Source organism: Streptomyces sp. CA-106110, assembly GCF_050936285.1.
Lineage (GTDB): Bacteria > Actinomycetota > Actinomycetes > Streptomycetales > Streptomycetaceae > Streptomyces.
The window spans coordinates 5,952,638-5,977,380 of record NZ_JBNJNB010000001.1 but is presented as its reverse complement, the minus strand read 5'-3'; the positions used below and the strand labels follow the sequence as shown (position 1 = coordinate 5,977,380).

Sequence of the window (24,743 nt, the reverse complement as noted above, 5' to 3'; positions counted from 1 at the left end):
GCCTCCTTGCGGCGGGGCCACGGAGGACGAGTTGATGGCCACCGGTAGAGCGAACATGAGATCCGTCTTCACCGTCGTGATCGGCCGGATGGGGCTGCTGGCCGCCGGGCCGGCCGCCGCTTACCTGGCGCTGTTCCACGGCGCCACGGCCGCCGTCGCCGCGGTGGTGATCTGCTTCGCCCTCGTGGTGTGGCCGCGACCGGACGTGGCCCTGCTGCTGTTGCTCGGTCTGGTCCCCTTGGCAGCGATCATCGATACCGGCGGCACGGTGATGACCGCGATGATCGGGGGTGCCGTAGCACTGTTCCTGTTGCGGACCGCGCTGAACGGAGCGCGTCTGCGGCTGGACCTGGTCCTGATCCTGCTTCTGGCCCTCGCCGTCGGCGTGAGCTGTGTGCTGCCGGAGGAGTCCTTTCCCGTCGTGGAGCCGTGGAAGGGCTGTGGCTTCCTGCTGATGGGACTCGGTCTGCTCGCGGCCTCCGTCCTGGCACCTCCCGACCCCCGACGGATCGCGCAGGTCGTGGCCGGTTCAGGGACGGGTGTCGCCGTGTACCTCATGGTCCGGGGGGAGTACGTCTCCGACCGGCTGACGGGTCTGGGCCTGAACGCCAATTACCTGGGAGCCTTCCTGGCGCTTTTCCTGGTCGCCACCGTGGGAATGGCACGGTTCCACCGCCCCTGGCCGTGGCTCCTGCCGGCTGTGGTCTGCGCCTCCGCGCTCCTGGAGACCCGCTCCCGAGGGGCTCTTGTGATGGCCGCGACGGGGCTGGCCTGTGTTCTGCTCGCCGGCCGTCCGCTGCGGTACAAGGTGCTGGCCGGGCTGGCGATGCTCGCCGTACTGACGCCGCTCACGGGCAGCCGGGACTCGGTCGAGCAGGACCTGATGGGCAGCCGGGCGTCGACCGAGCTGACCGCGAACACCGAGGTACGCAAGCAGGCCGCCCTCCTGGCACTGCGGGTGGCACTCGACCATCCGTTGCGCGGCATCGGATACGCGATGTTCCCCGAATACGCCCGGGCCGCGTCCTCCCTGGGGATCTACATCAACACCCACAACGACTTCCTGAGACTGGCAGCCGAGTGCGGACTGGTGACCTGCGTCCTGTTGGTGACCCTGCTGTGGCTCGGCCTGGCCCGCCGCTGCGCGACGCACCACGCCATTCTTCAGGCCCTGTGCGTGTCGTACGCGGTGGGGCTGTTCTTCGCCAACACCCTCACCTACCTGCTGGTTTCCACACCTTTCTGGATCTCTCTGGGCTGTCTGCTGGCCCGTTCCGCACGGCGGAAGGAAGATCCGGGAGGCGGACCGCTCACCGCTCCCTCCGCAACGTAAGGAAAGCCCAATGAGCAACTGCGAGACCGAAATCAACGAGGGCCGCCGTTTCGCCTTCGGCCGGAACTGGCTCCGATTCGGGCAGCTCATCGACGAGGAACGCATCACTCTCGCCAGAGGGTCGCTCGAGTCGGCTCTGGGCACCGCGGATCTCACCGGACGCACCTTTCTGGACGTCGGCTGCGGAAGCGGACTGTTCTCCCTGGCCGCCCTGCGGATGGGTGCGCGGGTGCGGTCGTTCGACTACGACCCCGACTCGGTGAGAGCGGCCGAGAAGGTGCGGCGGGAATTCGTCGGCCCCGACAGCGACTGGAGCATCGAGCGCGCCTCCATCCTCGACGCGCAGTTCGTGCAACAGCTGGACCAGGCCGACATCGTCTACTCGTGGGGCGTGCTGCACCACACCGGCGCCCTCTGGGCCGCGATGGAAGCGACGTGCGGCCTCGTCGCTCCCGGTGGGACCCTGTATGTGTCGATCTACAACGACCAGGGAGCCGAGAGCCGGGTCTGGACATCGGTGAAACGGCGTTACAACGAGTCCGGGGCCATGGGGCGACAGCTGCTGCTGACCGGCAGCCTGCTCTATCTCGGCCGGCACTACCCGCTTCGTGCCGCGGCGAAGCTGGCCAAGCGTGTGCGGGGTGCTTCGGGACCTGCTGTTCCCCGGCCCCGCGGCATGTCACGCAAGCACGACCTGGTCGACTGGGTCGGAGGCTATCCCTTCGAGGTGGCCACGCCCGAGGAGGTCTTCTTCTTCTGCCACGAACGCGGCTTCGGACTACGCCACATGAAGACCTGCAGGGGAGGCCTCGGCTGCAACGAGTTCGTGTTCACCCAGGGTGCCCCGACGGGCGGCTGACCCTCCCGGGCCCGAGCTCCGAGGCGCGTCGGTACATCTCCTGGTCATGGCACCCGGCTGATGTGCAGTTCGCGGTAACGACGCTTCACTTCGGTCGTGAACCGCGTCGCCTCGGCGCTCGTCGGCAGCAGACATCTCAAGCCGAGTCCGCTGATCCGTCTGAAGTACGTCATCTGGAAGGCCACCACCGCCGAGTAGGCCACGGTGGAGGCGAGCGCACAGCCGACCGCTCCGCAGACGGGAATCAGTGCGGCGTTCAGTGCGACGTTCACCACCAGGGCGGTCAGCGACGGCAGTACGACGAGATGTGACGACCGCTGGCGCAGCAGGAAGGTGGACAGCGGGCGGGCGGCCGACAGCAGCAGGACTCCGGGTACCAGCCAGGCGACCACGGTGGCCGTGTCCGCGTACGGACGGCCGTACAGCGGGGTGATGAGAGCCGACACTCCGGCCACCGTCGTCAGCGCGGACGCGACGCCCAGCAGCACGGTGAACCGGACCATCCGCGCCGCGACCAGCGCGGAGTCGTCGACGTCGTCGTTGAATTGGCGTGACAGGGTGACTTGTGCGAAGACGTCGACGGCCAGTCGGCTGAGCTCCGCCAGCGTCACGGCGAGCGTGTAGATCCCGACGTCTCTCGATCCGGCCAGGGCGTTGAGCAGGAAGACATCCGACCGCATCAGCAGGTACGAGGCCGCCGAACCCGCGTGCAAGCGGAGTCCCTTGGCGCATGTCGTGCCGGCGAGACGCAGGTCGGGGCGTCCTACGGTGACGCCGCGCGCGGCGATCAACACGATCAGGGAGACGGCGAACGAGACGACCCACGCGATCACCACCGTCCGGACGGTCAGGTGCCCGGTGACCCCGAAGGCGACCAGACAGAGGCACTGGACGACGGCGCTCCCCAGCATCGACCACCCCGCCACACCGGCACGGTCGCGCAGGAGGGTGATGTTCGTCCCGTAGAGCACGGCCATGCCCATCGGCACGCCCGTACAGGCCAGGACCAGGAGCCGGATGTCCGGGAAATGGCCGTGCTCCTGGAACACCAGGCACAGCCCCGTCGCGACGACAGCCGCCGCGGTACCGATGAGCAGTCCGAGCGGCACACTGTTCCTGTCCAGGGAGGACCGTCGCCGCTTCTCCGTCCACATGGACGTCTGCGCCTGCTCGACGGACAGATGGCCCACAGCCATGGCGGTGGTGGCGACGGAGACGGCCATGTAGTAGGTGCCGCGCTCCTCGGGGGTCAGCGCCCGGGCCACGACGACACTGGCGAGCACGCCCGTGACGAGGGTGCCGGCGCGGGCCACCAGCATCCAGACGAATTGCGGTCTGCGGTCAGCCACTGTGTCGGGGAACCTCCCAGGCGGCGAACAGTCCGGTGGGGGCCGGTCGGAAGACGGTCGGACCACGCCGGCTCCCCGGGCCGGCCGGCAACGTCCGCTATGCAGTGCGGCGTGACCCCAGCAGCTGCTGGTAGAGAGTGATGTACCGGTCCACCATGACGTCGGCCGTGAGGTTGGCCATGGCCCACTCACGCGCCTTCCGCCCCAGGTCGGCGGCGGCTTCCGGGTCGCCGAGCACCTGGTCGAGTCCCTCGGCGATGGCCGCCGCGTCGGCAGGCGGGACCAGGACTCCGCGTCCCTCGAGGAGTTCCGGGGTGCCGCCGACCGCCGTGGCGACCAGCGGACGGCCGGCTGCCATGGCCTCCATCACGGCATTGCTCGAGCCCTCGTACAGGGACGGCAGGACGACCGCGTCGGCCCGGGCCAGGAAGCGGGCCACGTCGGTACGGGCCCCGAGGAAGCGGACGTCGAGGCCCAGCCGGTCGGTCAGCCGCTGAAGCTCGGGGCGCTCGGCACCGTCCCCGATGAGGACGAGGGTGCAGGGTCTTCCGGAGCGCTGGAGCATCCCACAGGCCTCCAGGAGGTACCGGTGCCCTTTGTGCGTGGCGAAGTTGGCGACGCACAGCACCACGGGCAGTGCGGTGTCGACATCGGCGGGTTCGGCGGACTCGAATTCGTTCGGCTCCATCCCATTGGGAATGACGGAGATCTTGGCCGACGGCACCCTCTCGTCACGGCGGACCTCGTCGGCGATCGCGGTCGCGTTGGCCACCAGGAAGTCCGTCCAGCGGGTGGCGACCCGCTCCACCGCGAGCGCCAAACGGTTGCCCCTCTTGAAGAAGCCGAGACTCCGCCGGCCTGCGATCAGCACCGGAACGCGTGCAAGCCGTGCGGCAGGCGCGGCCATGACGTAGGAATGGAACAGAAAGGCTTGGAGAACCCCCGGCCTTTCTTTGCGCAAGAAGGCCACGAAGCGGGCGAAGGCACGGATGTCACCGGCGAGTGACTCGAGGCCCTGGCAACGGAAGCCGAGTTCCACCACGGAGACACCGGAATCCCGAAGTTCCTGCTCCCGCGCCCCTTTCTCGAACATGACGGCCAAGTGGGTGCGAATACCACGGGCGCTCAGCCCCCGAGCGAGCAGCACGAGTTGTTTCTCGGCACCCCCGAGACCGAGTTGCCCGATCAACAGGCAGATCTGACCGGGGTGTTGCACCAGCTCTGTGTTCCGAGCGGCCGGAGCCAGGGGCGCTGGTGTTTCGTCAGTCAATGGCATGCGGCACACCCCTTTTTCCGTGAATCGTGGATCTTTTGACATAGTCTATGCCGCATATTGATCGGAGCCGTAGCTTTTGATGGCCGTACGTCCGCGTGTCAGAGCGGGATCGGTTTATCACGGCACGTCGGCTTGGTATCCGCGCAAGGCGGGGCCAAGCCGACGTGCCGTGATCCCTACACTTCCGGCACTCGGCATCACTGCGGTGCGGCCGGAGTGCCGGCGGTCCGGGACAGCGTGGTTGCCTCCCGGGCTCCTCGCGAATGCGGCACCGCTGTCGGCCGGAGCAGTCGGTGACGGCGCGCGAATGCGCCACCGGATCTCAACGGCCGTGGGCCGTGTACGAGTCCGCCCGTCGACGTCCCGGCCTGTCCGGTGAAGCTCGGTGAAGCCGGTGCCGTGGCAGGGACGTTGAGCAGCAACCGCACCGCCCCGGCACCCACCAGACAGGCGATGACGAGCGCGACTCCGGGAGGGAGCCACCCGTGCGCCACCAGTGTCGCCGACAAGCAGCCCGCAACCGCGAACGCGCTGAGGAATCGCACGACCTGACGTACCGTCAAGCCCATGCGCCGAAGCCGGTGGGCGACATGGTCCGTGCCACCCTGCAGCAGGGGCCTCGACTCCCGATAGCGCGACACCATCACCAGGGTGGTGTCCAAGGTCGGGACGAGGGTGGTGAGCAGAAGGACGGCGGGCCCGGAAAGGCCCTCGACGTCGTCGTGCACCACCATCATCGCGGAGGCCAGCGTGAAGCCGAGGAAGAGCGAGCCGGCGTCGCCCAGAAAGATCCGTGCCGGATGCCTGTTGTGAAAGAGGAAGCCGAGGCAGGACCCGGCAAGGGCCGCCATCACCACGCCCTGGCCGACCGAGCCGTCGGCCAGGGCGGCCAGGCAGAGGAATCCGCCGATGACGACGCCCACTGACGACGCCGCACCGTCCATGTTGTCGAGCAGATTGAACGCGTTGGTCACGAAGACGATCCATACGACGGCGAGCACCACGTCGATCCTGCCGCCGAGGATGGTGGGATGCCCCCCTGCCAGTACGACCACCGCGGCGGCCGACGTCTCGACGCACAGCCGGAGCCGTGGGCTGAGCTGGCGCAGATCGTCGACGAGTCCGAGGACGCACATGAGCGCGGAACCGCCGAGCAGGGCCCCGAGAACCGGGTCGAAGACGTCGGTGGCGAGTGCGGCGACCGCGGTCGCCGCCAGAGTGGCGGTCGCGATGGCGACACCACCGAGGTAGGGCGTCGGCGAGGCGTGCGCCTTGCGGGCGCTGGGACGGTCGGTGATCCCATGACGCAGGGCGAATCGTCTCAGGGGCTCCGTCAGCAGCAGGCCGAGCAGCAGGGCCGCGAGGCCCGCGCCCGTCGTCGCGAGCGCTGTGCTCATGCCTGTCACCGTCCTGCCAGAGCGGTCTCGGCAACGGGCCCGCAGGTCAGCGGGAGACGTTGCTCCGGGGTGCTCGGCACCCGCAGCGGCCGGCCGCCGCGCCAATCGGCCCGGGCGTCCGCGATCGCATCCGCGAGGACGTCGGCGAGGGTGCGCCGGGGCTGCCAGCCCGTCAGGGCACGGAGCTTCCCGGTGTCGGGGACGCGTCGTTCCATGTCCTCGAAGCCCGGGCCGTACGCGTCGGCGTACGACAGGTGCTCCAGCCGGGAGACGCTTTCGGCCTGAGCGATGATCCGGTCGGCCAGCTCGCGGATGCTGATCTCGTCGTCCGCGCCGATGTTGAAGGTCTCTCCCTCCGCCCCCGGGTGCTCCAGCAGGAGCAGCAGTGCCGCGACGGCGTCGTGGACGTGCAGGAAGCAGCGCCTCTGACGGCCGTCCGCATGGATGGTGAGGGGCTCCCCGTGCACCGCCTGCCGGGCGAACCGCGGGATGACCATCCCGTACGCCGGGCTCTGGCGGGGCCCCACGGTGTTGAAGAACCGGACGACCGTCGACCGCAGTCCGCGCTCCCGGTGGTAAAGGACGGCCATGATCTCGTCCACCGCCTTGGCCGTGCTGTACGACCACCGGGCCACGGACGGACTTCCCAGGATGCGGTCGGAGGTCTCGTTGAGCGGTCCGGACGAATTCTTTCCGTAGATTTCCGAGGTGCTGGCGATCAGAATCCTGCGCTCGTGCCGCTGCGCCGACTCGATGACGTTCTCGGTGCCTTTTGTGTTCGTGACGAACGACTTCAGCGGGTGCTCGACGATCAGTTTGACCCCGACGGCGGCGGCCAGATGGATGACCGCATCGCTTTCCTCCACGAGTTCGTCGACGAACGGCGCGTCAAGGACCGATCCGCGGAAGAACCGGAAACGCGGGTTGTTCTGGGCCTTGGCGAGGTTCTCCTGCCGCCCGGTGGTGAGGTCGTCGAGGACCACCACGTTGTGTCCGTTGGCTAGCAATGCGTCCACGAGATGGGAGCCGATGAAGCCGGCTCCACCCGTGACCAGGTACTTCGAACTGCGATCCATGTGCGGCTTCACTCCGGTTTCGGGGGTGGAGACTGGGGTCCGACACAGCTCGATCGATCGCCGAGCCGACGTTCACATATGCGATGAATAGCGGAAGTTGAAACCTCCCAGGTGAACGTCGGTCCCTTCGGCGCGTCTGTTTCGTTACGGAAACAGGGTGACGCGGGGCGGACACATTGCACAGGACCTCGAAAGGGCCGTCATACATGCGTGAATGAAGGCCGGCGTATGCCGATTCCTCTACAGCAACGGAGTGGTGACCGTGCGTCAGAGAAGTGATGTCGACAAGGGCAAGCTGATTGTGGTGGGCCTGGGCTACGTAGGCCTTCCCCTGGCGGTGCGGGCCGTCGAAGTGGGCTATTCGGTCGTCGGCGTGGACACGGACGAATTGCGTGTGAAGCGCCTGGGTGCTTGCGACTCCTACATCGAAGGCGTCGACGACGCACGTCTCGTGGCCGCCGCCGACAGCGGCCGTTTCCACGCCACGACCGAGTACAAGTACATCGACGGTTTCGACGTGTGCGTCATCACCGTTCCGACGCCGCTGCGTGAGGGCGTACCGGACCTGAGCTTCGTGGAGTGTGCCGGACGGAGCGTCGCCCCGCACCTCACCCCCGGCGCCACCGTGGTCCTGGAGTCCACCACGTATCCCGGGACGACCGAGAGCCTGCTGCGTCCGCTGCTGGAGGCGGGCAGCGGGCTGACGGCGGGCGACCACTTCCACCTGGGCTACAGCCCCGAGCGCATCGACCCCGGCAATCCCGACTGGCACCTGGAGAACACCCCCAAGGTGATCTCCGGAATCGACGCCGCGTCGCTGAGCCGCGTCGAGCGTTTCTACGGCGACATCGTGGAGCGCACCGTGTCCGTGAGTTCCTGCCGGACCGCCGAGCTGACCAAGCTGCTCGAGAACACCTACCGTCATGTCAACATCGCGCTGGTCAACGAAATGGCCATGGTGTCACGGCAGTTGGGTGCCGACATCTGGGAGGCCGTGGACGCCGCCAGCACCAAGCCGTTCGGCTTCATGCCGTTCAGGCCCGGCCCGGGCGTGGGCGGGCACTGTCTGCCGGTGGATCCCTCCTATCTGTCCTGGCAGGTCAAGAGGTTGCTGAAGCGGGATCTCCGGTTCATCTCGCTGGCCAACGAGATCAACGACCACATGCCCGACCACGTCGTCCGGCGGATCACCCGCGGGCTGAACGAACGCGGCAAATCGGTCAAGGGGTCGCGGGTACTCCAACTCGGCCTCGCCTACAAGAAGAACACCGGTGACATCCGTGAGTCGCCGGCGCTCGTCCTCGCCCGGTCGCTGCTCGCCCTCGGTGCCCGGCTGGTGGTGTCCGAGCCGCACACCGACGCGTATCTCGTTCCCCTGGACATCACACGGGTGGAATTCAACGAGGCGGAGATCCGGGCGGCCGACGTGGTCCTTGTGGCGACCGACCACGACGCCTTCGACTACGCGCTCGTCGAGCGTGCCGGGGCATACGTGCTCGACACCCGCAACCGATGCCGGGGAGAGAGGGTCGAGATCCTCTGACGGGGGGCTGCCCCGGTCCGAGCCGGCCGGTGCCCGCCATGTGCCGGCTGCGCGGCCGTGGCGGGCCCCGGTCGCTTTTCTGCTGCTCACGTACCGCGGTTCGCCGCGGCGCGCGCACCGCGGCGAACATCGCGGTCCAGACCGCGAAACGGGCCGCGATCAAGGACCGCGACCCGTTTCCTCAGCCTGTTGCGCGGCGCCCAGTGGCCGCTTCTGCCCCTGCCGCTGTCACGCGTACGCGGGCAGGGAGCGGAACCACCGGACGGTCTCGGCCAGACCCTGCTCCAGGGGAACCGCCTGGAGACCCGCGAAGAGACCGCGGAGCACCCCGTCGTCGGCCTGCGAGTCCCGCACATCACCGGGGCGCGGTGCCTCGTGGCGGATCTCCACTGCCAACTCCATTGCCTTGGCGAGGTGATGGGCCAGTTCCAGGACGCTGACCCGGGTACCGAAGGCCAGGTTGACGGGGCTCGCGCAGGTGACCTTCCGCAGGACGGCGTCGGCGAGCACCCGGACGACCGTTCCCACGTAGGTGAAGTCGCGGGTCTGGTGGCCGTCCCCGAAGACCGTGAGCGGGTGACCGCGCAGCGCCGCATCGATGAACGACGGAACGACCGCTGCGTACGCGTGTCCGGCGGGCTGCAGCGGGCCGTAGACGTTGAAGAAGCGGAACACGAGCGCCGGCAGACCGAAGGCCGGTCCGTAGGAGAGCACATAGGACTCGGTCGCGAGTTTGCTGGCGGCGTACGGGCTGAGCGGACGGGTCGGCAGGTCCTCGTGCTTGGGCAGGTCGGTGACCGAGCCGTACACCGAGGACGACGACGCGGCGACGAGGTGGGTGTGACGGCGGCGGCACGCTTCGAGCACGCGCACGGTGCCGGTGGCGTTGACGTCATGGGTGGCGAACGGATCCGCCAGGGAGCGCGGCACGGACGGCCGGGCGGCCAGGTGGACCACGGCGTCGGCGCTGTCCACCACGTCTTCGAGCAGGGCCTGGTCGAGGATGCTGCCATCGACCAACTCCACGTCCGTGCCTGCCAGATTGGCCGCCGAACCGGTGCTCAGGTCGTCCAGGGCGACGACCTTGCCGACGGAGGGGCGGGAGGCAAGCTCGCGGCAGAGGTTCGCTCCGATGAACCCGGCGCCGCCGGTCACTACGACGTTCAACGGTTGACACCTTTCGGTAGGGCTGAGGGCCACCAGCCGCGTTCCACAGCGATGGAGGCATAGAGGTCATGGGTGTCCTGGACCAGGCGCTCCGTCCCGAACTTCCGCGCCGTCCACGCGCGGGCCTGCTGCCCCATGCGCGAACGGAGCCCGTCGTCGTTGAGCAGCCTGATGGCGTGACGGGTGAGTTCCTGGGCGTCGGGGGGAGCCAGCAGGCCGGTCTGCCCGTCCTGCACCACCTCCGACACGCTGCCCACGTTCGTCGCCACGGTCGGCACACCGGCCAGGCCCGCCTCGATGAGACTGACCGGCATGCCCTCGTTGTCCGACGTCAGCAGCACCAGGTCCGCGGCCGCGTACACGGTCTCGACGTCGGCGCGCCAGCCCAGCAGGTGGAGCGACTCGCGCAGGTCGGCGGCCGTTTCCAGCTCGCTCTGCAGGTCTCCGCCACCGCACACCAGGAACCGGGCGTCCGGCACGGCGCGACGCACCTCCCGGGCCACCGACAGGAACCGGTCGGGCCGCTTGACCCTCGTCACCCGCCCGACGTAGGCCACGACGGGGCCGTCCGCCGGCAGGCCGAGCTGCCTGCGTGCCTCCGGGCGCGGGGAAGGCACGGCCGGGGTGGTGCCGGGCGGCACCACGGCGTACTGCCGGGGCTCGCCGATGCCGGCGGCCAGGAGGTCGTCGCGGACGGTGCGCCCCACTGCCACCAGCCGGTCGGTGACGGTCGCCAGGCCCCGCTCGGCCTGCACCAGCAGCCGGGTCTTCGCCGGTGAGAAATAGCCGTGCAGAAGGTGGCCGTGGTACGTGTGCACGCGTGCCGGCACCCGCGCGAGCACGGCCGCCGCACGTCCCAGGGTTCCGGCCTTGGCGGTGTGCGTGTGCACGATGTGCGGGCGGAACCGGCGCATGGCGGCGGTCAGTGCGGCCAGTGCGCGCAGGTCGTCGGTGGGCCGCACGGCCCGTCCCAGGGTGGGCACCCGGCACACCTGCACATCGGGCGCCCGTTGATCGACGTAGTCGGCCTCGTCCGGGCCCACGAAACCGGCGTACAGCCGATGGTCGAAGAACTCGTCGTCGAGGCCGCGCATCAGGGTGGAGACCTGGAGGGCCGGACCACCCACGTTCATCCTGGCGATGACCCTCATCACCCGGATACGGGAGCCATCGGGGCCGGCTGTGTCACGCCGGGCAGACACCATTCAGCTTCACCGCGTTCCTGGCCGACCGCTGAGGCGGCAGCGATTCATGATCACGACAGGCAGTCATGCTGGCAGCACAGGACAGAGCGGCGTGGGCGGCGTACCGCCCACCGGGAGAAGAGCACACCTACGGCCTACAGACCTGCGGACGTCGCCGAAGAGCCCTGGTGGAGCCCGGTGCAGCGGCGCTGGCCGTGAACGGCCGAGGGGCCGAGGTCGCAGTACGCGACCTCGGCCCCTCGGCCGTTGTTCGAGCACCGGCTACTTCACCGGCTGCGGCTCCGGCTCGCTCTCCGTCTCCGCCTCGCCCGCCGGGTCGACCGGCGTCCTGACGGAGTCCAGCAGCAGCTGGGCCACGTCCACGACCTGGATGGACTCCTTGGCCTTGCCCTCGTTCTTCTTGCCGTTGACCGAGTCGGTCAGCATGACCAGGCAGAACGGGCAGGCTGTGGAGACGATGTCCGGGTTCAGGGAGAGGGCCTCGTCCACGCGCTCGTTGTTGATGCGCTTGCCGATGCGCTCCTCCATCCACATCCGGGCGCCGCCGGCGCCGCAGCAGAAGCCGCGCTCCTTGTGGCGGTGCATCTCCTCGTTGCGCAGGCCCGGGACCTTGCCGATGATCTCGCGCGGCGGCGTGTAGATCTTGTTGTGGCGGCCCAGGTAGCACGGGTCGTGGTAGGTGATGATGCCCTCGACCGGGGTGACCGGGATCAGCTTGCCCTCGTCCACCAGGTGCTGGAGCAGCTGGGTGTGGTGGACGACCTCGTAGTCGCCGCCGATCTGCGGGTACTCGTTGCCGATCGTGTTGAGGCAGTGGGGGCAGGTCGCGACGATCTTCTTGGCCGACCGCGGCTTCTTCGTCGCCGGGTCCTCGTCGTCCTCACCGAAGGCCATGTTCAACGCGGCCACGTTCTCCATGCCGAGCTCCTGGAACAGGGGCTCGTTGCCGAGGCGGCGGGCGGAGTCACCGGTGCACTTCTCGTCGCCGCCCATGATCGCGAACTTGACGCCCGCGATGTGGAGGAGTTCGGCGAACGCCTTCGTGGTCTTCTTGGCGCGGTCCTCGAGGGCGCCCGCGCAGCCGACCCAGTACAGGTACTCGACCTCGGACAGGTCCTCGATGTCCTGGCCCACGACCGGCACCTCGAAGTCGACCTCCTTGGTCCACTCCAGGCGCTGCTTCTTGGCCAGGCCCCAGGGGTTGCCCTTCTTCTCCAGGTTCTTGAGCATCGTGCCCGCCTCGGACGGGAACGAGGACTCGATCATGACCTGGTAGCGGCGCATGTCGACGATGTGGTCGACGTGCTCGATGTCCACCGGGCACTGCTCCACGCACGCACCGCAGGTGGTGCAGGACCACAGCACGTCCGGGTCGATGACGCCGTTCTCCTCGGCGGTGCCGATCAGCGGGCGCTCGGCCTCGGCGAGGGCGGCGGCCGGAACGTCCTTGAGCTGCTCGGCGGACGCCTTCTCCTCGCCCTCCATGGTCTTGCCGCCGCCGGCCAGCAGGTACGGAGCCTTGGCGTGGGCGTGGTCCCTCAGGGACATGATCAGGAGCTTGGGGGAGAGCGGCTTGCCCGTGTTCCAGGCCGGGCACTGCGACTGGCAGCGGCCGCACTCGGTGCAGGTGGAGAAGTCCAGCAGACCCTTCCAGGAGAACTGCTCGACCTGGGAGACGCCGAAGACGTCGTCCTCGCCCGGGTCGGTGAAGTCGATCGGCTTGCCGCCGCTCGTCATCGGCTGGAGGGCGCCGAGGGCCGTACCGCCGTCGCTCTCCCGCTTGAACCAGATGTTGGGGAAGGCGAGGAAGCGGTGCCAGGCCACGCCCATGTCCGTCTTCAGCGAGACGGTGATCATCCAGATGAAGGACGTCGCGATCTTGATCATTGCGACCAGGTAGACCACGTTCTGCAGCGTGCCCACGCTCAGGCCCTTGAAGGCCGCGACCAGCGGGTACGAGATCAGGTACGACGCCTCGTAGCCCGTCACGTGGTGGAGGGCACCCTCCAGGCCGCGCAGCGTGAGGATCGCCAGGCCGATGATGAGGATGACGGCCTCGACGAAGTACGCCTGCCCGGTGTTGGAGCCCGCGAAGCGGGACTTGCGGCCCGGGCGGCCCGGGCGCGACAGCTGGCGGATCGCGATGAGCGTCAGGATGCCGAGCGTGGTGAGCAGGCCCACGAGCTCGGTGAAGACCTCGTACGGCGGCCAGTCGCCGATGACGGGGATGTACCAGTCGGCCTGGAAGAGCTGGCCGAAGGCGTTGACCAGGGTCAGGACCAGGGTGAAGAAGCCCACCGCCACGAACCAGTGCGCGACGCCGACGATGCCCCAGCGGTTCATACGGGTGTGGCCGAGGAACTCCTTGACCACGGTGACGGTGCGCTGCTTGGGGTCGTTGGTGCGGGTGCCGGCGGGCACGTTCTGTCCGAGCCGCACGAAGCGGTAGATCTGGCCGATGGCTCGGGCGAACAACGCCACGCCGACCACAGCCAGGACCAGCGACACGATGATCGCGGCGAGTTGCATTTGGGGGCTCCTCGGGCCTGCGAGGGGGGTCACCTCCGTTGTACGTCCGTGTACTCCGAAGATGCGATTACTAAGCGGTAACTTATGCAGTCCGTCTGAGACTACCCACTTATCCCGCCGCACTGTAGTGGCGCAAGCGGTGATCTGCGTCGCTGTGGGGCCGGCGCCGGTCCCGGCTCGGCCGCTGGTCCGGCCCGTCCGCGGGATCAGGCCGGAACGAACTCGACACGGAACATTCTGGGCCAGAACTTCCCGGTGATGAGGAACTGATCCGTTCCGGGGACGGCCGCGATGCCGTTCAGTACGGCCCCGGGGGCGAGATCCTCACCGGACATCAGGCCCGAGGCGTCGATGGTCGCCGTCACCGCGCCGGTGGCGGGATCGATGCGCACGATCCGGTCGGTGGGCAGCACATTCGCGTACACGGTGGAGCCGACGCACTCCAGCTCGTTCAGCTCGGTGACCGGCCGCCCCGACTCCGTCACCGTGACGCCGCCCGTCCTCGCGAGCCTGACAGGGCTGCGGAACGTCAGGCGCGCCGAGCCGTCGCTGGTGATCAGCCGCTGTGTCCCCCGCTGGAGGCAGATGCCCCAGCCCTCGTCCGGATACGGGACGCGGCGCAGCTCCCTGAGCGTCGTGGCGTCCCGCTCGATGGCGATCCCGTCACGCCAGGTGAGCTGCCACAGGGTCCGGCCCAGCACGGTGATCCCCTCCCCGAACAAGGGGGAGGGCAGCTTCACCCGGGCCTTGGGCGGTTTGCCGGGAGGGCCTGCCTGCACCGAGGACCCGCCCGCCAGACCGGTGCCCTCGTAGAGGGTGCCGCCGGCCATCTCCAGGCCCTCGGTGAACGCGCGCCGGTCGTGCGGCAGGACCTCGAGCACCTTGACCCGCAATCGCTCGACCCGGTGGGCGGAGGCCCGCCGCCCACTGACAGCCGGGTCCGCCGCGACGCCGGGGGTGCGGTCCCCCGCGGGACGGAACGCGAGCAGCAGCACGGAGGCGAGCACGGCTGCCGCGGCGCAGCGCACAGGCCGCGCCGCCCCGGGGCGCACGCGCTCGGCCGTCGCACGGCGTACGCGCTCAGACATAGCAGCCGACTCCCGGCTTCAGCGTGGCCCGCAGCGGTGTCGCCAGCGGCTGCCGCAGCAGGGTGGGGGTGCCCTCGGCGCTCGGCTCCCGCAAGTGGAGCACGAGGGTGCGCTGCGAGCCGGCCGGCAGCTCCAGGTCCAGTGTGAAGACCGAGTGGCCGCGCTCGATGCCCGGCGCGAGCAGCGCGGGCCGGCCGTCCAGGGTGGCACTGCTCAAGGTGGCTCCGACCCCGGCGTAGTAGGAGACCAGGAGCCGGTTGTCCCCGGGCCGGGTGCGGTAGAGCGGGTAGTCGGACCTCATCGTGACGGAGGTGGGCAAACCTGCGGTCGGCGCCCGGTTGGCCAGGGTCACGGTCACCGTCACCGGACGGCCGCCGGCGGCGCAGCCGCCCGCTTCCCAGACCAGGCTCCGGTCGAGGTAGTAGTCCAGCTTGCCGCCGGCCTTGTTGTTCACCACCAGTCCGGCGAAGGGGCCGGCGGTTTCCGGGAGCGTCCCCGCCAGAGGGCGGGACTGGATGAGGCTCTGCTCTTCCTCGTGGGCGCTCCACACCTTCAGCCGTCCGTCCCGCTGGACGTCGTCCACGGCGACGAGCAGCGCGGGCAGCCGGCGTGCGTCGTCGAGCGCCCCCAGCACCCCGCCGGCAGCGACACGGGCCGCGTCGACGAAGAAGTCCCTGCGCTTGATGACGTCGTGGTACTCCGCGTAGCCGGACCTCTCGGTGAGGTCCACCACGTTGTCGGCGGTGAGCTTGGTGCCGTCGGCCATGCGGACCGGGCCGGTGACCCGCAGGAGGCGGCTCAGCACCACCGGGTCGACGGCGATCGCCCCGTCCACGTCTTCGCCGGTGTGTTTCTGCCAAGCCGCTGCCCAGATGCGGGCCGCGTAGGGGAAGTGCGGGCTCATGTTGGAGTTGGCCCACACCTTGGTGGGGTTGCTGGCCCGGTACTGGGTCTTGAATTCCGATCCGAGGTCGACGGCCGACTTCACCTTGGCCATCTCGGTGCTGCCGAACCGTTCGAACGACAGCCGGCCCCGGTCGGCCCGCAGCACGGCGAAGGCGCCCGGAAGACCTCCGGTGCCGCGTGCCTCGGCCGGGTTCTGGAACGCGAGGAAGTAACGTCTCTCCCCTTGCATGCCGAGCATGGGCGGCAGGACACGGGCGGCCAGGGAGACGTCGGTCATCACGGGGGCGAGATGGTCGAGCTGCTGTTTCAGATCGGCACGGGCCCGGTCGGCCTCGGGCAGCCAGGTGGAGTGGGGCAGGGCGTCCACCTGAGCCCGCACCCCGGCGGTGACGTCCGCGGCCCGGGCGAGGTACGGCGTGTACAGCTGCAGCGCCGCCACGGCCTGGGCCATCCCGCCGCCGCTTCCGCCCGGGGCGGACGCCGGAAGGACACCGATCAGCGGGGTCAGCACCCTGCGGGTCAGCCGGTCCACCGCATGGGCGGTACCACTCATGCTGGTGACCGGGCTGCCGAAGTAGGGGACCTCGGCGGCCGCGTCCCAGGCCGGTCCGGAGGTGAGACGGCGCGCCCGAGCCGCGTGGACGGCGGCGGACTGCACCAGCCGCAGCCGTTGTGAGGGGGACGCGGTCGCCGCGCCGGAGGCGGCTCTGGGCGACAGCGAGTGCCGCAGCGCGTCGAGGTCCCGCTGGGCGGCGAGGAGTTCCTGGCGGGCGAACAGTCCGGTGATGCCGATCCAGACGGCGCAGGCCAGCGGGATCAGCGCAGCGGTCAGCAGAACAATCCTGAGTGCTCGAGGGCGGTGTGGTGCCCGGTCGCCGGAACCGCCGGATCCGGGCATGGCGACGGCGTCCCGGCCGGTGCCGGGACGCCGTGCTTCCGCCATACGGATGTCTTGCTCCGTCATCGACTGTCCGTCATGAGCCGTGGCGGCGACGCACGGCCAGGAGCGTGCCACCACCCGCCAGGAGCAGTGCCGCCGCGGTGCCGCCGAGTGCCAGGGCCTGGTCGTCGCCCGTCGCTGCGAGGCTGCTGCGGTTCTGGTTCACGTGCTGGTTCTGGTGCCGGTAGCTCACCGTGCCGCCGGTCGCGCCGCGTCCCTGGGACCCGTTGCGTCCTCCGCCGGTTGCGTTGTGCCCGCCCGGGGGGGTGGTCGCCGTCCCGCCCAGGACGTAGATGGTGGCGCCCAGGCTGATGTCGGGATGGTCCGCGGCGAGCCGGAAGACGTGCCAGCCGGCCGGGGCCCTCCTCGGGATGGTCACGGTCCCGGACACGGATCCGTCGTGGTGGGCATGGAACCGGCCAAGGATGATCGGCGTCGACTCCAGGATCGCCAGGACCCTCTGCCGGAAACGGAACAGTCCCGCGGCGGTGTGGAAGTGCAGCTGCTGTCCCCGCGCCATCGTGGTGAGGTCGAGGCCCAGGGCCGAGGACGGCGGGTACGGCTGCGCGTGAGCGGCCTGCGCCCCTGCCAGCGGTGCGGCGATGAGCATGGCAACCGATGCTGCCGATGCCAACGCGACCCGCCATCTGGGCGATGTCGTCATTTTCTTCACTCTCCTTCTTCGCTCTTCTCGACTTCAGTCCGGGCCAGGCGGCTGCGCGTCGGCCGTCATCAAGATCTAGATACATCGAATAAATGGGACATATCTACATCGGCTGACGGGGCGTCGCTCAGGAGTGACCGGATGGGGTAGCGCTCGCTTCTCGATGGCCCAAGCGGTCGCGCCGACGGGGTGACGCGGCGATGTGCGTCGACAGGGGCGTTCGACGGGCCCGTGCGGGGGTGGCTCCCCCCTTCGCTGTGGATGAGTCCCTATCGTCGGCGGTGCGAAACGGGAAGTAAGACGGCATTTCAACTGATTTCGTCAGTTCTATGATGGGTGCAGTTTGGATCTCCACGGTTTCCTGAAGGCCCTTGCCAGACGCTGGCCGACCGTCACGGTCTGTCTGGTTCTCGCAATCGGGGCGGCGATCGCCGCAACGGCCTTGAGCACCCCGGTCTATGAGGCCAGGACCCAGCTCTTCGTCGCGACCCGCACCGGCGAGGACACCACCCAGCTCAACCAGGGGCAGAGCTTCTCGCAGGCGCGAGTGCAGTCGTACGCCGCGATCGTGACGACCCGTCAGGTGACGGAGTTCGTCGTGCAGAAGCTGCGGCTGCGCACCACGCCCGAGGAGCTCGCGTCCCGGATCACGGCCGTCGCCCCGCTCAACACCGTGCTCATCGACATCACCGTGCGGGACACCGCTCCCCGGCGGGCGGCGCGCATCGCCAACGCCGTGGCGACGCGATTCAGTGCGGTCGTCGAGCGGCTGGAGACGCCCAAGCGTGCGGTGACCTCCGAACGGCCCGTCAGGAGCCGCACCGCTGCGGGCACTTCCCCCGTCTCCCTGGGCATCACCCAGGAGGCCGTGGCCCCCACCGTTCCGGTCTCGCCGCGGCCCATGGTGAACCTGGCCGCGGGCGTGCTCGGCGGCCTGCTGCTCGGTGCCGGGATCGTCGCCCTGCGCGAGACGCTCGACACCACGTTCAAGGCGAGCGAGGCGCTCGGCGAGTTCACCGCACTGCCCGGCCTCGGCACGATCCCGTACGACAGGAACGCCCCCAAGCGGCCGCTCGTCACGGTGGACGCGCACTCGAGGCGCGCCGAGGCCTTCCGCAAGCTGCGCACCAACCTGCAGTTCTCACAGGTCGACGACCCGCCCCGGATCATCGTGGTGACGAGTTCCATGCCGGGCGAGGGCAAGACCAACACCGCCGTGAACCTCGCGCTGTCGCTCGCCGAGGCGGGCGTGTCCACCTGTCTGGTCGACGGCGACCTGCGCCGGCCGTGTGTGGCCCCGGCCTTCGGCCTCGTCCAGGACGCCGGTCTGACCACGGTGCTCATCGGGCAGGCCCGTATCGAGGAGGTGATGCAGCAGGCCGGCCGGCTCTCCGTGCTCGCCGCCGGCGCCGTACCGCCGAACCCCACGGAACTGCTGGCCTCGGCACGCATGGAGGAGGTGCTGCGCGAGCTGGCCGGCACCTACGAGGTCGTGATCGTCGACACCGCGCCGCTGCTGCCGGTCGCCGACACCGTCGGCCTCGCCTCGCTCGCTCAAGGTGCGTTGCTCGTCGTCCGCGCGGCCAAGACCAGCCGGGACCAGGTGCGCACCGCCGCCCAGTCGCTGGAGCGCGTGGGTGTCCGCGTCCTCGGCACGGTTTTCAGCATGGCGCCTGTTCCCAAGGGGGGGCGCTACGGCTACGGCCGCTACGGCGCCTACGGGCGGTACGGCGAGCTGCCCGCACCTCGTGCGTCTGCCCCCGGGGAGGAGGCCGTCGCGCCCGCGGCGACGCGGCGCACGGGTGAGAAATGACCCGGGTCCTGTTCGTCTGCACGGGCAACGTGCACCGCTCGGTGTTCGCCGAGCGGTTGCTGGCCGCGCGGCTCCCGCCCGGGTCGGCCGTGCGGCCGGAGAGCGCGGGCACCGAGGCGCGGCCCCGGCCCGGTATGGAGAACTCCACGAGGGCCGTGCTGGAGAGGCTGGGCGGGGACGGATCCGGGTTCTCGGCCCGCCCGCTCACCGCGCAACTCGTCGCTGAGGCGGCTCTGGTGCTCGGGCTCGCGCGCGAGCACCGGGAGGCGGCCGTGCGGCTCGCGCCGTCGGCGATGCGCCGCTGCTTCACGCTGAAGGAGTTCGTCCGTCTCGCCGCCGGGGGAGTGGACGGCGCGCGGGCCCGGGACGCCGCGGTCGCCGTGGACGACTCCGTCGCCACGGGTGCCGTGGACGGCCTGCGCACGGCGGCTGGCAGTGCTGCGGGCGGTGCGGGGCGGTGGGCGGTGTCCGGCGGGATGATGGACGGGGAAGACCTCGGGGTTGCGGGTGGTTTCGATGGAGTGGTGGCAGTCGTGGCCGCCCGCAGAGGTGCCACCGCCCCGGTCGCCGCCGCCGAGGACGACGTCCCCGACCCCTGGGCGCAGCCGCACGACGTGCTGTACGACTGCGCCCGCGAGATCGACCGGGCGGTGAGCCGGCTGGCCCTGCTGCTGGGCAGCGGTGGCGCGAGCGCTTGAGGGCGCGGGTCCGGTGCGTGCGGCGGTCCTGCTGGTCGCGGTGTCCGGGCCCCTGGCGTGGTCCCCGGAGGGCTGCCACGCAGGGTGTTTCCCTGGTTGCCGAGCGGCCCCGGACCAAAGTTGAGTCTGCTCGACTCAGGTCTGTTGACGCCGCACCGATCCCTCGTGCATCCTTGAGCCTGTTCCACTCAAGTCAGCTGGAGGAATCGAAATGGCACGTGCGGTCGGCATCGACCTGGGCACGACTAACTCCGTCGTCAGCGTTCTGGAAGGCGGCGAGCCCACCGTCATCACCAACGCCGAGGGTGCCAGGACCACGCCGTCCGTCGTCGCCTTCGCCAAGAACGGTGAGGTGCTCGTCGGAGAGGTGGCCAAGCGTCAGGCGGTCACCAACGTGGACCGGACCATCCGCTCCGTGAAGCGTCACATGGGCACGGACTGGAAGATCCAGCTCGACGGCAAGGACTTCAACCCGCAGCAGATCTCCGCGTTCATCCTGCAGAAGCTGAAGCGGGACGCGGAGGCCTACCTGGGCGAGAAGGTGACCGACGCGGTCATCACCGTCCCGGCCTACTTCAACGACTCCGAGCGGCAGGCCACCAAGGAGGCCGGTGAGATCGCGGGCCTCAACGTCCTGCGCATCGTCAACGAGCCGACCGCGGCCGCCCTCGCCTACGGCCTCGACAAGGACGACCAGACCATCCTCGTCTTCGACCTCGGTGGCGGCACCTTCGACGTGTCCCTCCTGGAGATCGGTGACGGCGTCGTCGAGGTGAAGGCCACCAACGGTGACAACCACCTCGGTGGTGACGACTGGGACCAGCGCGTCGTCGACTACCTGGTCAAGCAGTTCGCCGCCGGCCACGGCGTCGACCTCGGCAAGGACAAGATGGCCCTCCAGCGCCTGCGTGAGGCTGCGGAGAAGGCCAAGATCGAGCTGTCCTCGTCCACCGAGACCTCGATCAACCTGCCGTACATCACCGCGTCCGCCGAGGGCCCGCTGCACCTGGACGAGAAGCTCACCCGGGCTCAGTTCCAGCAGCTGACGGCCGACCTGCTCGAGCGCTGCAAGACGCCGTTCCACAACGTCATCAAGGACGCCGGCATCTCCATCGGTGAGATCGACCACGTCGTCCTCGTGGGTGGCTCCACCCGTATGCCCGCCGTCGCCGAGCTCGTCAAGGAGCTGACCGGCGGCAAGGAGGCCAACAAGGGCGTGAACCCGGACGAGGTCGTCGCCATCGGCGCCTCGCTCCAGGCCGGTGTCCTCAAGGGCGAGGTCAAGGATGTCCTGCTCCTCGACGTCACCCCGCTGTCCCTCGGTATCGAGACCAAGGGCGGCATCATGACCAAGCTCATCGAGCGCAACACCACGATCCCGACCAAGCGGTCCGAGATCTTCACCACGGCCGAGGACAACCAGCCGTCCGTGCAGATCCAGGTCTACCAGGGCGAGCGTGAGATCGCGGCGTACAACAAGAAGCTCGGCATGTTCGAGCTGACCGGTCTGCCGCCGGCCCCGCGCGGTGTCCCGCAGATCGAGGTGTCCTTCGACATCGACGCCAACGGCATCATGCACGTCACGGCGAAGGACCTCGGCACCGGCAAGGAGCAGAAGATGACCGTCACCGGCGGCTCCTCGCTGCCGAAGGACGAGGTCGACCGGATGCGCCAGGAGGCCGAGCAGTACGCGGAGGAGGACCACCGCCGCCGCGAGGCCGCCGAGACCCGCAACCAGGGCGAGCAGCTCGTCTACCAGACGGAGAAGTTCCTCAAGGACAACGAGGACAAGGTCCCGGGCGAGATCAAGACCGAGGTCGAGGCCGCCGTCGCCGAGCTGAAGGAGACGCTCAAGGGCGAGGACACGGCCGAGATCCGCAGCGCCACGGAGAAGGTCGCGGCCGTCTCCCAGAAGCTCGGCCAGGCCATGTACGCCGACGCCCAGGCCGCGCAGGCCGCGGGCGGTGCCGGTGACGCCGGTGCCGGCCAGGCGAAGGCCGACGACGATGTCGTCGACGCCGAGATCGTCGACGAGGACCGTAAGGACGGTGCCGCGTGACGGAGGAGACCCCGGGCTTCGAGGAGAAGCCCGACGTCCCCTCCGGCGCCACCCCTGATGACGCCGAGCCGCAGGCCGCCTCTTCCTCTCCGAAGGAGGCGGCGGCCCCGGCAGGGGACGCGAACACACAGACCGCCGGTCTGATGGCACAGCTGGACCAGGTGCGCACTGCGCTCAACGAGCGCACCCTGGACCTCCAGCGCCTCCAGGCCGAATACCAGAACTACCGTCGCCGCGTCGAGCGCGACCGGATCACGGTCAAGGAGATCGCGATCGCGAACCTCCTGACCGAGCTCCTGCCGGTGCTCGACGACATCGGCCGCGCGCGGGACCACGGCGAGCTCGTCGGCGGATTCAAGTCCGTCGCCGAGTCGCTGGAGACCGTCGCGGCGAAGATGGGTCTGCAGCAGTTCGGCAAGGAGGGCGAGCCCTTCGACCCGACGATCCACGAGGCCCTGATGCACTCGTACGCGCCGGACGTCACGGAGACGACGTGCGTGGCGATTCTGCAGCCCGGGTATCGCTTCGGCGAGCGCACCATCCGCCCCGCGCGGGTGGCCGTCGCCGAGCCGCAGCCGGGGGCGCAGACGGTCAAGGCCGGGGAGACGGGCGAGGCGGGCGACGACAAGGAGAGCGGTGGCCCGGACGAGGGCTGACGTACACCCATGCGGCGTAGGGAAGGAGGGACGTCGGGGATGAGCACCAAGGACTTCATCGAGAAGGACTACTACAAGGTCCTCGGCGTCCCCAAGGACGCCACTGAGGCCGAGATCAAGAAGGCGTACCGGAAGCTCGCCCGCGAGTTCCACCCGGACGCCAACAAGGGCAACGCCAAGGCGGAGGAACGTTTCAAGGAGATCTCCGAGGCGAACGACGTCCTCGGCGACCCCAAGAAGCGCAAGGAGTACGACGAGGCCCGCACCCTCTTCGGGAACGGCGGCTTCCGCCCCGGTCCCGGAGCGGGTGGCTCGTTCAACTTCGACCTCGGCGACCTCTTCGGCGGCCAGGGGAGCGCCGGCGGAGGGAATTTCGGCGGCGGCATCGGTGACGTCTTCGGGGGCCTGTTCAACCGCGGCGGCGGCGCGGGCACGCGTACGCAGCCGAGGCGCGGCCAGGACATCGAGTCCGAGGTCACGCTGAGCTTCATGGAGGCGGTGGACGGCGCGACGGTACCGCTGCGCATGTCCTCGCAGGCGCCGTGCAAGGCCTGTTCGGGAACCGGCGACAAGAACGGCACACCGCGTGTGTGCCCGACCTGCGTCGGCACCGGCCAGGTGGCGCGCGGCTCCGGCGGCGGCTTCTCGCTGACCGACCCCTGCCCGGACTGCAAGGGCCGCGGACTCATCGCCGAGCACCCCTGCCTGGAGTGCAAGGGCAGCGGCCGGGCGAAGTCGTCCCGGACGATGCAGGTCCGCATCCCGGCGGGCGTCACGGACGGGCAGCGCATCCGGCTGCGCGGCAAGGGCGGTCCCGGCGAGCGGGGCGGCCCGGCCGGCGATCTGTACGTCGTCGTGCACGTGGACGCGCACCCCGTCTTCGGCCGCAAGGGCGACAACCTGACGGTGACCGTGCCCGTGACGTTCGCGGAGGCGGCGCTCGGCGCCGACATCCGGGTGCCCACCCTCGGCGGGCCCCCGGTGACGCTGAAGCTGCCCCCGGGCACGCCCAACGGGCGCACCATGCGTGCCCGTGGCAAGGGCGCGGTCCGCAAGGACGGCACCCGCGGCGATCTGCTGGTCACCGTCGAGGTGAGTGTCCCGAAGGACCTGTCGGGGAAAGCTCGTGACGCGCTTGAGGCGTATCGCGAGGCGACCGCGGGCGAGGATCCGCGGGCGGAGCTGTTCCAGGCGGCGAAGGGAGCATGACGAGATGGACGGCCGTCGACGCAACCCGTACGAACTGACCGAGGACAGCCCGGTCTACGTCATCTCGGTGGCGGCCCAGCTCTCCGGACTGCACCCGCAGACGCTGCGCCAGTACGACCGCCTGGGACTCGTGTCCCCCGGCCGCACGGCCGGCCGGGGCCGGCGCTACTCGGCCCGCGACATCGAACTGCTCCGTCAGGTGCAGCAGTTGTCGCAGGACGAGGGCATCAACCTGGCCGGCATCAAGCGCATCATCGAACTGGAGAACCAGGTCATCGCGCTCCAGGCCCGCGTCGCCGAGCTCCAGTCCGCGCTGGACGGCGCGGCGGCGACGATGCGCCAGCGCGAGGCCGCGGTACACGCCTCGTACCGCCGTGACCTGGTGCCGTACCAGGAGGTGCAGCAGACCAGCGCGCTGGTGGTGTGGCGGCCCAAGCGGCAGCAGCAGACCGACTGAGGTCATACCGAAGGGGCGGCACCGGAACTCTTCCGGTGCCGCCCCTTCGCGTGCGGCAAGGGCCAGAAGCCGGAGCCAGGAGCCGGTCCCGGATGCCGTAGGCCGAGGTCCTCACGGCCTTCCCGGCTTCCGTTTCGATCGCGCGGCAGTGGTCCGTCTTCTTCGATATGCCCGGAAACGTGCCGTTGATGGCGAACTGCCGCATGCGGCCCGGAGGATGCGCGGTTCGACTCCTCCTGGCGCACGGCGACTGCGGCAGGCGGTGACTCGGCCGACGGAACGTGAGGTAGATCACGTTTGCAGTGAGGTGGTGAACCACACTCCGTGGTCAACAAGTTGACGGTTCGTCGGTTTCCGGATCCCCGCAGGTGGCGGGCGAAATCTTCATCACACGGAGGTTTGGGAACCGTCCTCGCACCGTTATGCCTTGGTCTTCACTTGACTTCCACCCGAGTGCTGTTGCCATCTCGTTAACCGGTAGTTCTTGACGTTGCATACCGTCCCCGCGTTGGCTTTCAG

The 24,743-nt window shown here is 69.4% G+C and carries 19 protein-coding genes; 9 read left to right on the top strand and 10 right to left on the bottom strand.

All coding sequences use genetic code 11. From position 1 onward, the window contains the following. Positions 1-34 precede the first annotated feature (34 nt). Complete coding sequence (locus ACQEXA_RS27505; protein ID WP_433131364.1) at positions 35-1,333, top strand: O-antigen ligase family protein; 1,299 nt, start codon at positions 35-37, stop codon at positions 1,331-1,333. Positions 1,334-1,343: 10 nt separating this feature from the next. Continuing rightward, a complete protein-coding gene (locus tag ACQEXA_RS27500; protein WP_432930477.1) occupies positions 1,344-2,192 on the top strand; it encodes a class I SAM-dependent methyltransferase in 849 nt (282 codons plus the stop codon). Positions 2,193-2,236: 44 nt separating this feature from the next. On the opposite strand, the gene ACQEXA_RS27495 is transcribed toward ACQEXA_RS27500, so the two are convergent. The 4 genes from ACQEXA_RS27495 to ACQEXA_RS27480 all read right to left on the bottom strand — a co-directional run bounded on the left by ACQEXA_RS27495 (position 2,237) and on the right by ACQEXA_RS27480 (position 7,290). Further along, the gene (locus ACQEXA_RS27495; RefSeq protein WP_433131362.1) at positions 2,237-3,541 is read right to left on the bottom strand and encodes a lipopolysaccharide biosynthesis protein; all 1,305 of its coding nucleotides are present in this window, start codon (positions 3,539-3,541) and stop codon (positions 2,237-2,239) included. 97 nt (positions 3,542-3,638) lie between these two features. Next, complete coding sequence (locus ACQEXA_RS27490; RefSeq protein WP_433131360.1) at positions 3,639-4,817, bottom strand: glycosyltransferase; 1,179 nt, start codon at positions 4,815-4,817, stop codon at positions 3,639-3,641. 197 nt (positions 4,818-5,014) lie between these two features. Further along, entirely contained in the window at positions 5,015-6,214 is a 1,200-nt protein-coding gene (locus ACQEXA_RS27485) for an MraY family glycosyltransferase (RefSeq protein ID WP_432930483.1), read from the bottom strand. A 5-nt stretch (positions 6,215-6,219) separates the two neighbouring features. After that, complete coding sequence (locus tag ACQEXA_RS27480) at positions 6,220-7,290, bottom strand: NAD-dependent epimerase/dehydratase family protein (protein ID WP_433131358.1); 1,071 nt, start codon at positions 7,288-7,290, stop codon at positions 6,220-6,222. A gap of 262 nt (positions 7,291-7,552) precedes the next feature. On the opposite strand from ACQEXA_RS27480, the gene ACQEXA_RS27475 reads away from it, so the two are divergent. Beyond that, positions 7,553-8,833, top strand: a complete 1,281-nt coding sequence (locus ACQEXA_RS27475; protein WP_433131356.1) for a nucleotide sugar dehydrogenase — start codon at positions 7,553-7,555, stop codon at positions 8,831-8,833. 228 nt (positions 8,834-9,061) lie between these two features. Here ACQEXA_RS27475 and ACQEXA_RS27470 read toward each other — a convergent pair whose 3' ends face one another. From ACQEXA_RS27470 to ACQEXA_RS27445, 6 genes are all read right to left on the bottom strand, one after another. Further along, positions 9,062-10,000: an NAD-dependent epimerase/dehydratase family protein gene (locus tag ACQEXA_RS27470; RefSeq protein WP_432930491.1), complete on the bottom strand. Its 939-nt coding sequence runs from the start codon at positions 9,998-10,000 to the stop codon at positions 9,062-9,064. Further along, positions 9,997-11,151, bottom strand: a complete 1,155-nt coding sequence (locus ACQEXA_RS27465; protein ID WP_432930493.1) for a glycosyltransferase — start codon at positions 11,149-11,151, stop codon at positions 9,997-9,999. The genes ACQEXA_RS27470 and ACQEXA_RS27465 overlap by 4 nt, the downstream gene beginning before the upstream one ends. Before the next feature lie 315 nt (positions 11,152-11,466). Further along, positions 11,467-13,734: a (Fe-S)-binding protein gene (locus ACQEXA_RS27460; RefSeq protein ID WP_432930495.1), complete on the bottom strand. Its 2,268-nt coding sequence runs from the start codon at positions 13,732-13,734 to the stop codon at positions 11,467-11,469. Positions 13,735-13,940: 206 nt separating this feature from the next. After that, positions 13,941-14,822: a glutaminyl-peptide cyclotransferase gene (locus ACQEXA_RS27455; RefSeq protein ID WP_432930497.1), complete on the bottom strand. Its 882-nt coding sequence runs from the start codon at positions 14,820-14,822 to the stop codon at positions 13,941-13,943. Next, positions 14,815-16,692: a DUF4012 domain-containing protein gene (locus tag ACQEXA_RS27450; protein ID WP_432930499.1), complete on the bottom strand. Its 1,878-nt coding sequence runs from the start codon at positions 16,690-16,692 to the stop codon at positions 14,815-14,817. The genes ACQEXA_RS27455 and ACQEXA_RS27450 overlap by 8 nt, the downstream gene beginning before the upstream one ends. A gap of 10 nt (positions 16,693-16,702) precedes the next feature. Continuing rightward, positions 16,703-17,332, bottom strand: coding sequence for an LPXTG cell wall anchor domain-containing protein (locus ACQEXA_RS27445; RefSeq protein ID WP_432930501.1), 630 nt, complete (start codon positions 17,330-17,332; stop codon positions 16,703-16,705). Between the two features lie 343 nt (positions 17,333-17,675). Here ACQEXA_RS27445 and ACQEXA_RS27440 point away from each other — a divergent pair, with 343 nt between their 5' ends. The 6 genes from ACQEXA_RS27440 (at position 17,676) to ACQEXA_RS27415 (ending at position 24,224) form a co-directional block, all read left to right on the top strand. Further along, positions 17,676-19,145: a polysaccharide biosynthesis tyrosine autokinase gene (locus ACQEXA_RS27440; protein WP_433131354.1), complete on the top strand. Its 1,470-nt coding sequence runs from the start codon at positions 17,676-17,678 to the stop codon at positions 19,143-19,145. Next, a complete protein-coding gene (locus ACQEXA_RS27435; RefSeq protein WP_433131352.1) occupies positions 19,142-19,843 on the top strand; it encodes a low molecular weight phosphatase family protein in 702 nt (233 codons plus the stop codon). The genes ACQEXA_RS27440 and ACQEXA_RS27435 overlap by 4 nt, the downstream gene beginning before the upstream one ends. A 211-nt stretch (positions 19,844-20,054) precedes the next feature. Further along, positions 20,055-21,902 (top strand): molecular chaperone DnaK, encoded by a 1,848-nt coding sequence (dnaK, locus tag ACQEXA_RS27430; protein ID WP_359409223.1) that lies wholly within the window; start codon positions 20,055-20,057, stop codon positions 21,900-21,902. Continuing rightward, complete coding sequence (grpE, locus tag ACQEXA_RS27425) at positions 21,899-22,558, top strand: nucleotide exchange factor GrpE (RefSeq protein ID WP_432930508.1); 660 nt, start codon at positions 21,899-21,901, stop codon at positions 22,556-22,558. The genes dnaK and grpE overlap by 4 nt, the downstream gene beginning before the upstream one ends. Positions 22,559-22,597: 39 nt before the next feature. Next, the gene (gene dnaJ, locus ACQEXA_RS27420) at positions 22,598-23,767 is read left to right on the top strand and encodes a molecular chaperone DnaJ (protein ID WP_359409227.1); all 1,170 of its coding nucleotides are present in this window, start codon (positions 22,598-22,600) and stop codon (positions 23,765-23,767) included. 4 nt (positions 23,768-23,771) lie between these two features. Continuing rightward, positions 23,772-24,224 carry a heat shock protein transcriptional repressor HspR gene (locus tag ACQEXA_RS27415; RefSeq protein ID WP_432930511.1) on the top strand — a complete coding sequence of 151 codons (453 nt, stop codon included), beginning with the start codon at positions 23,772-23,774 and terminating at the stop codon, positions 24,222-24,224. Positions 24,225-24,743 lie beyond the last annotated feature (519 nt).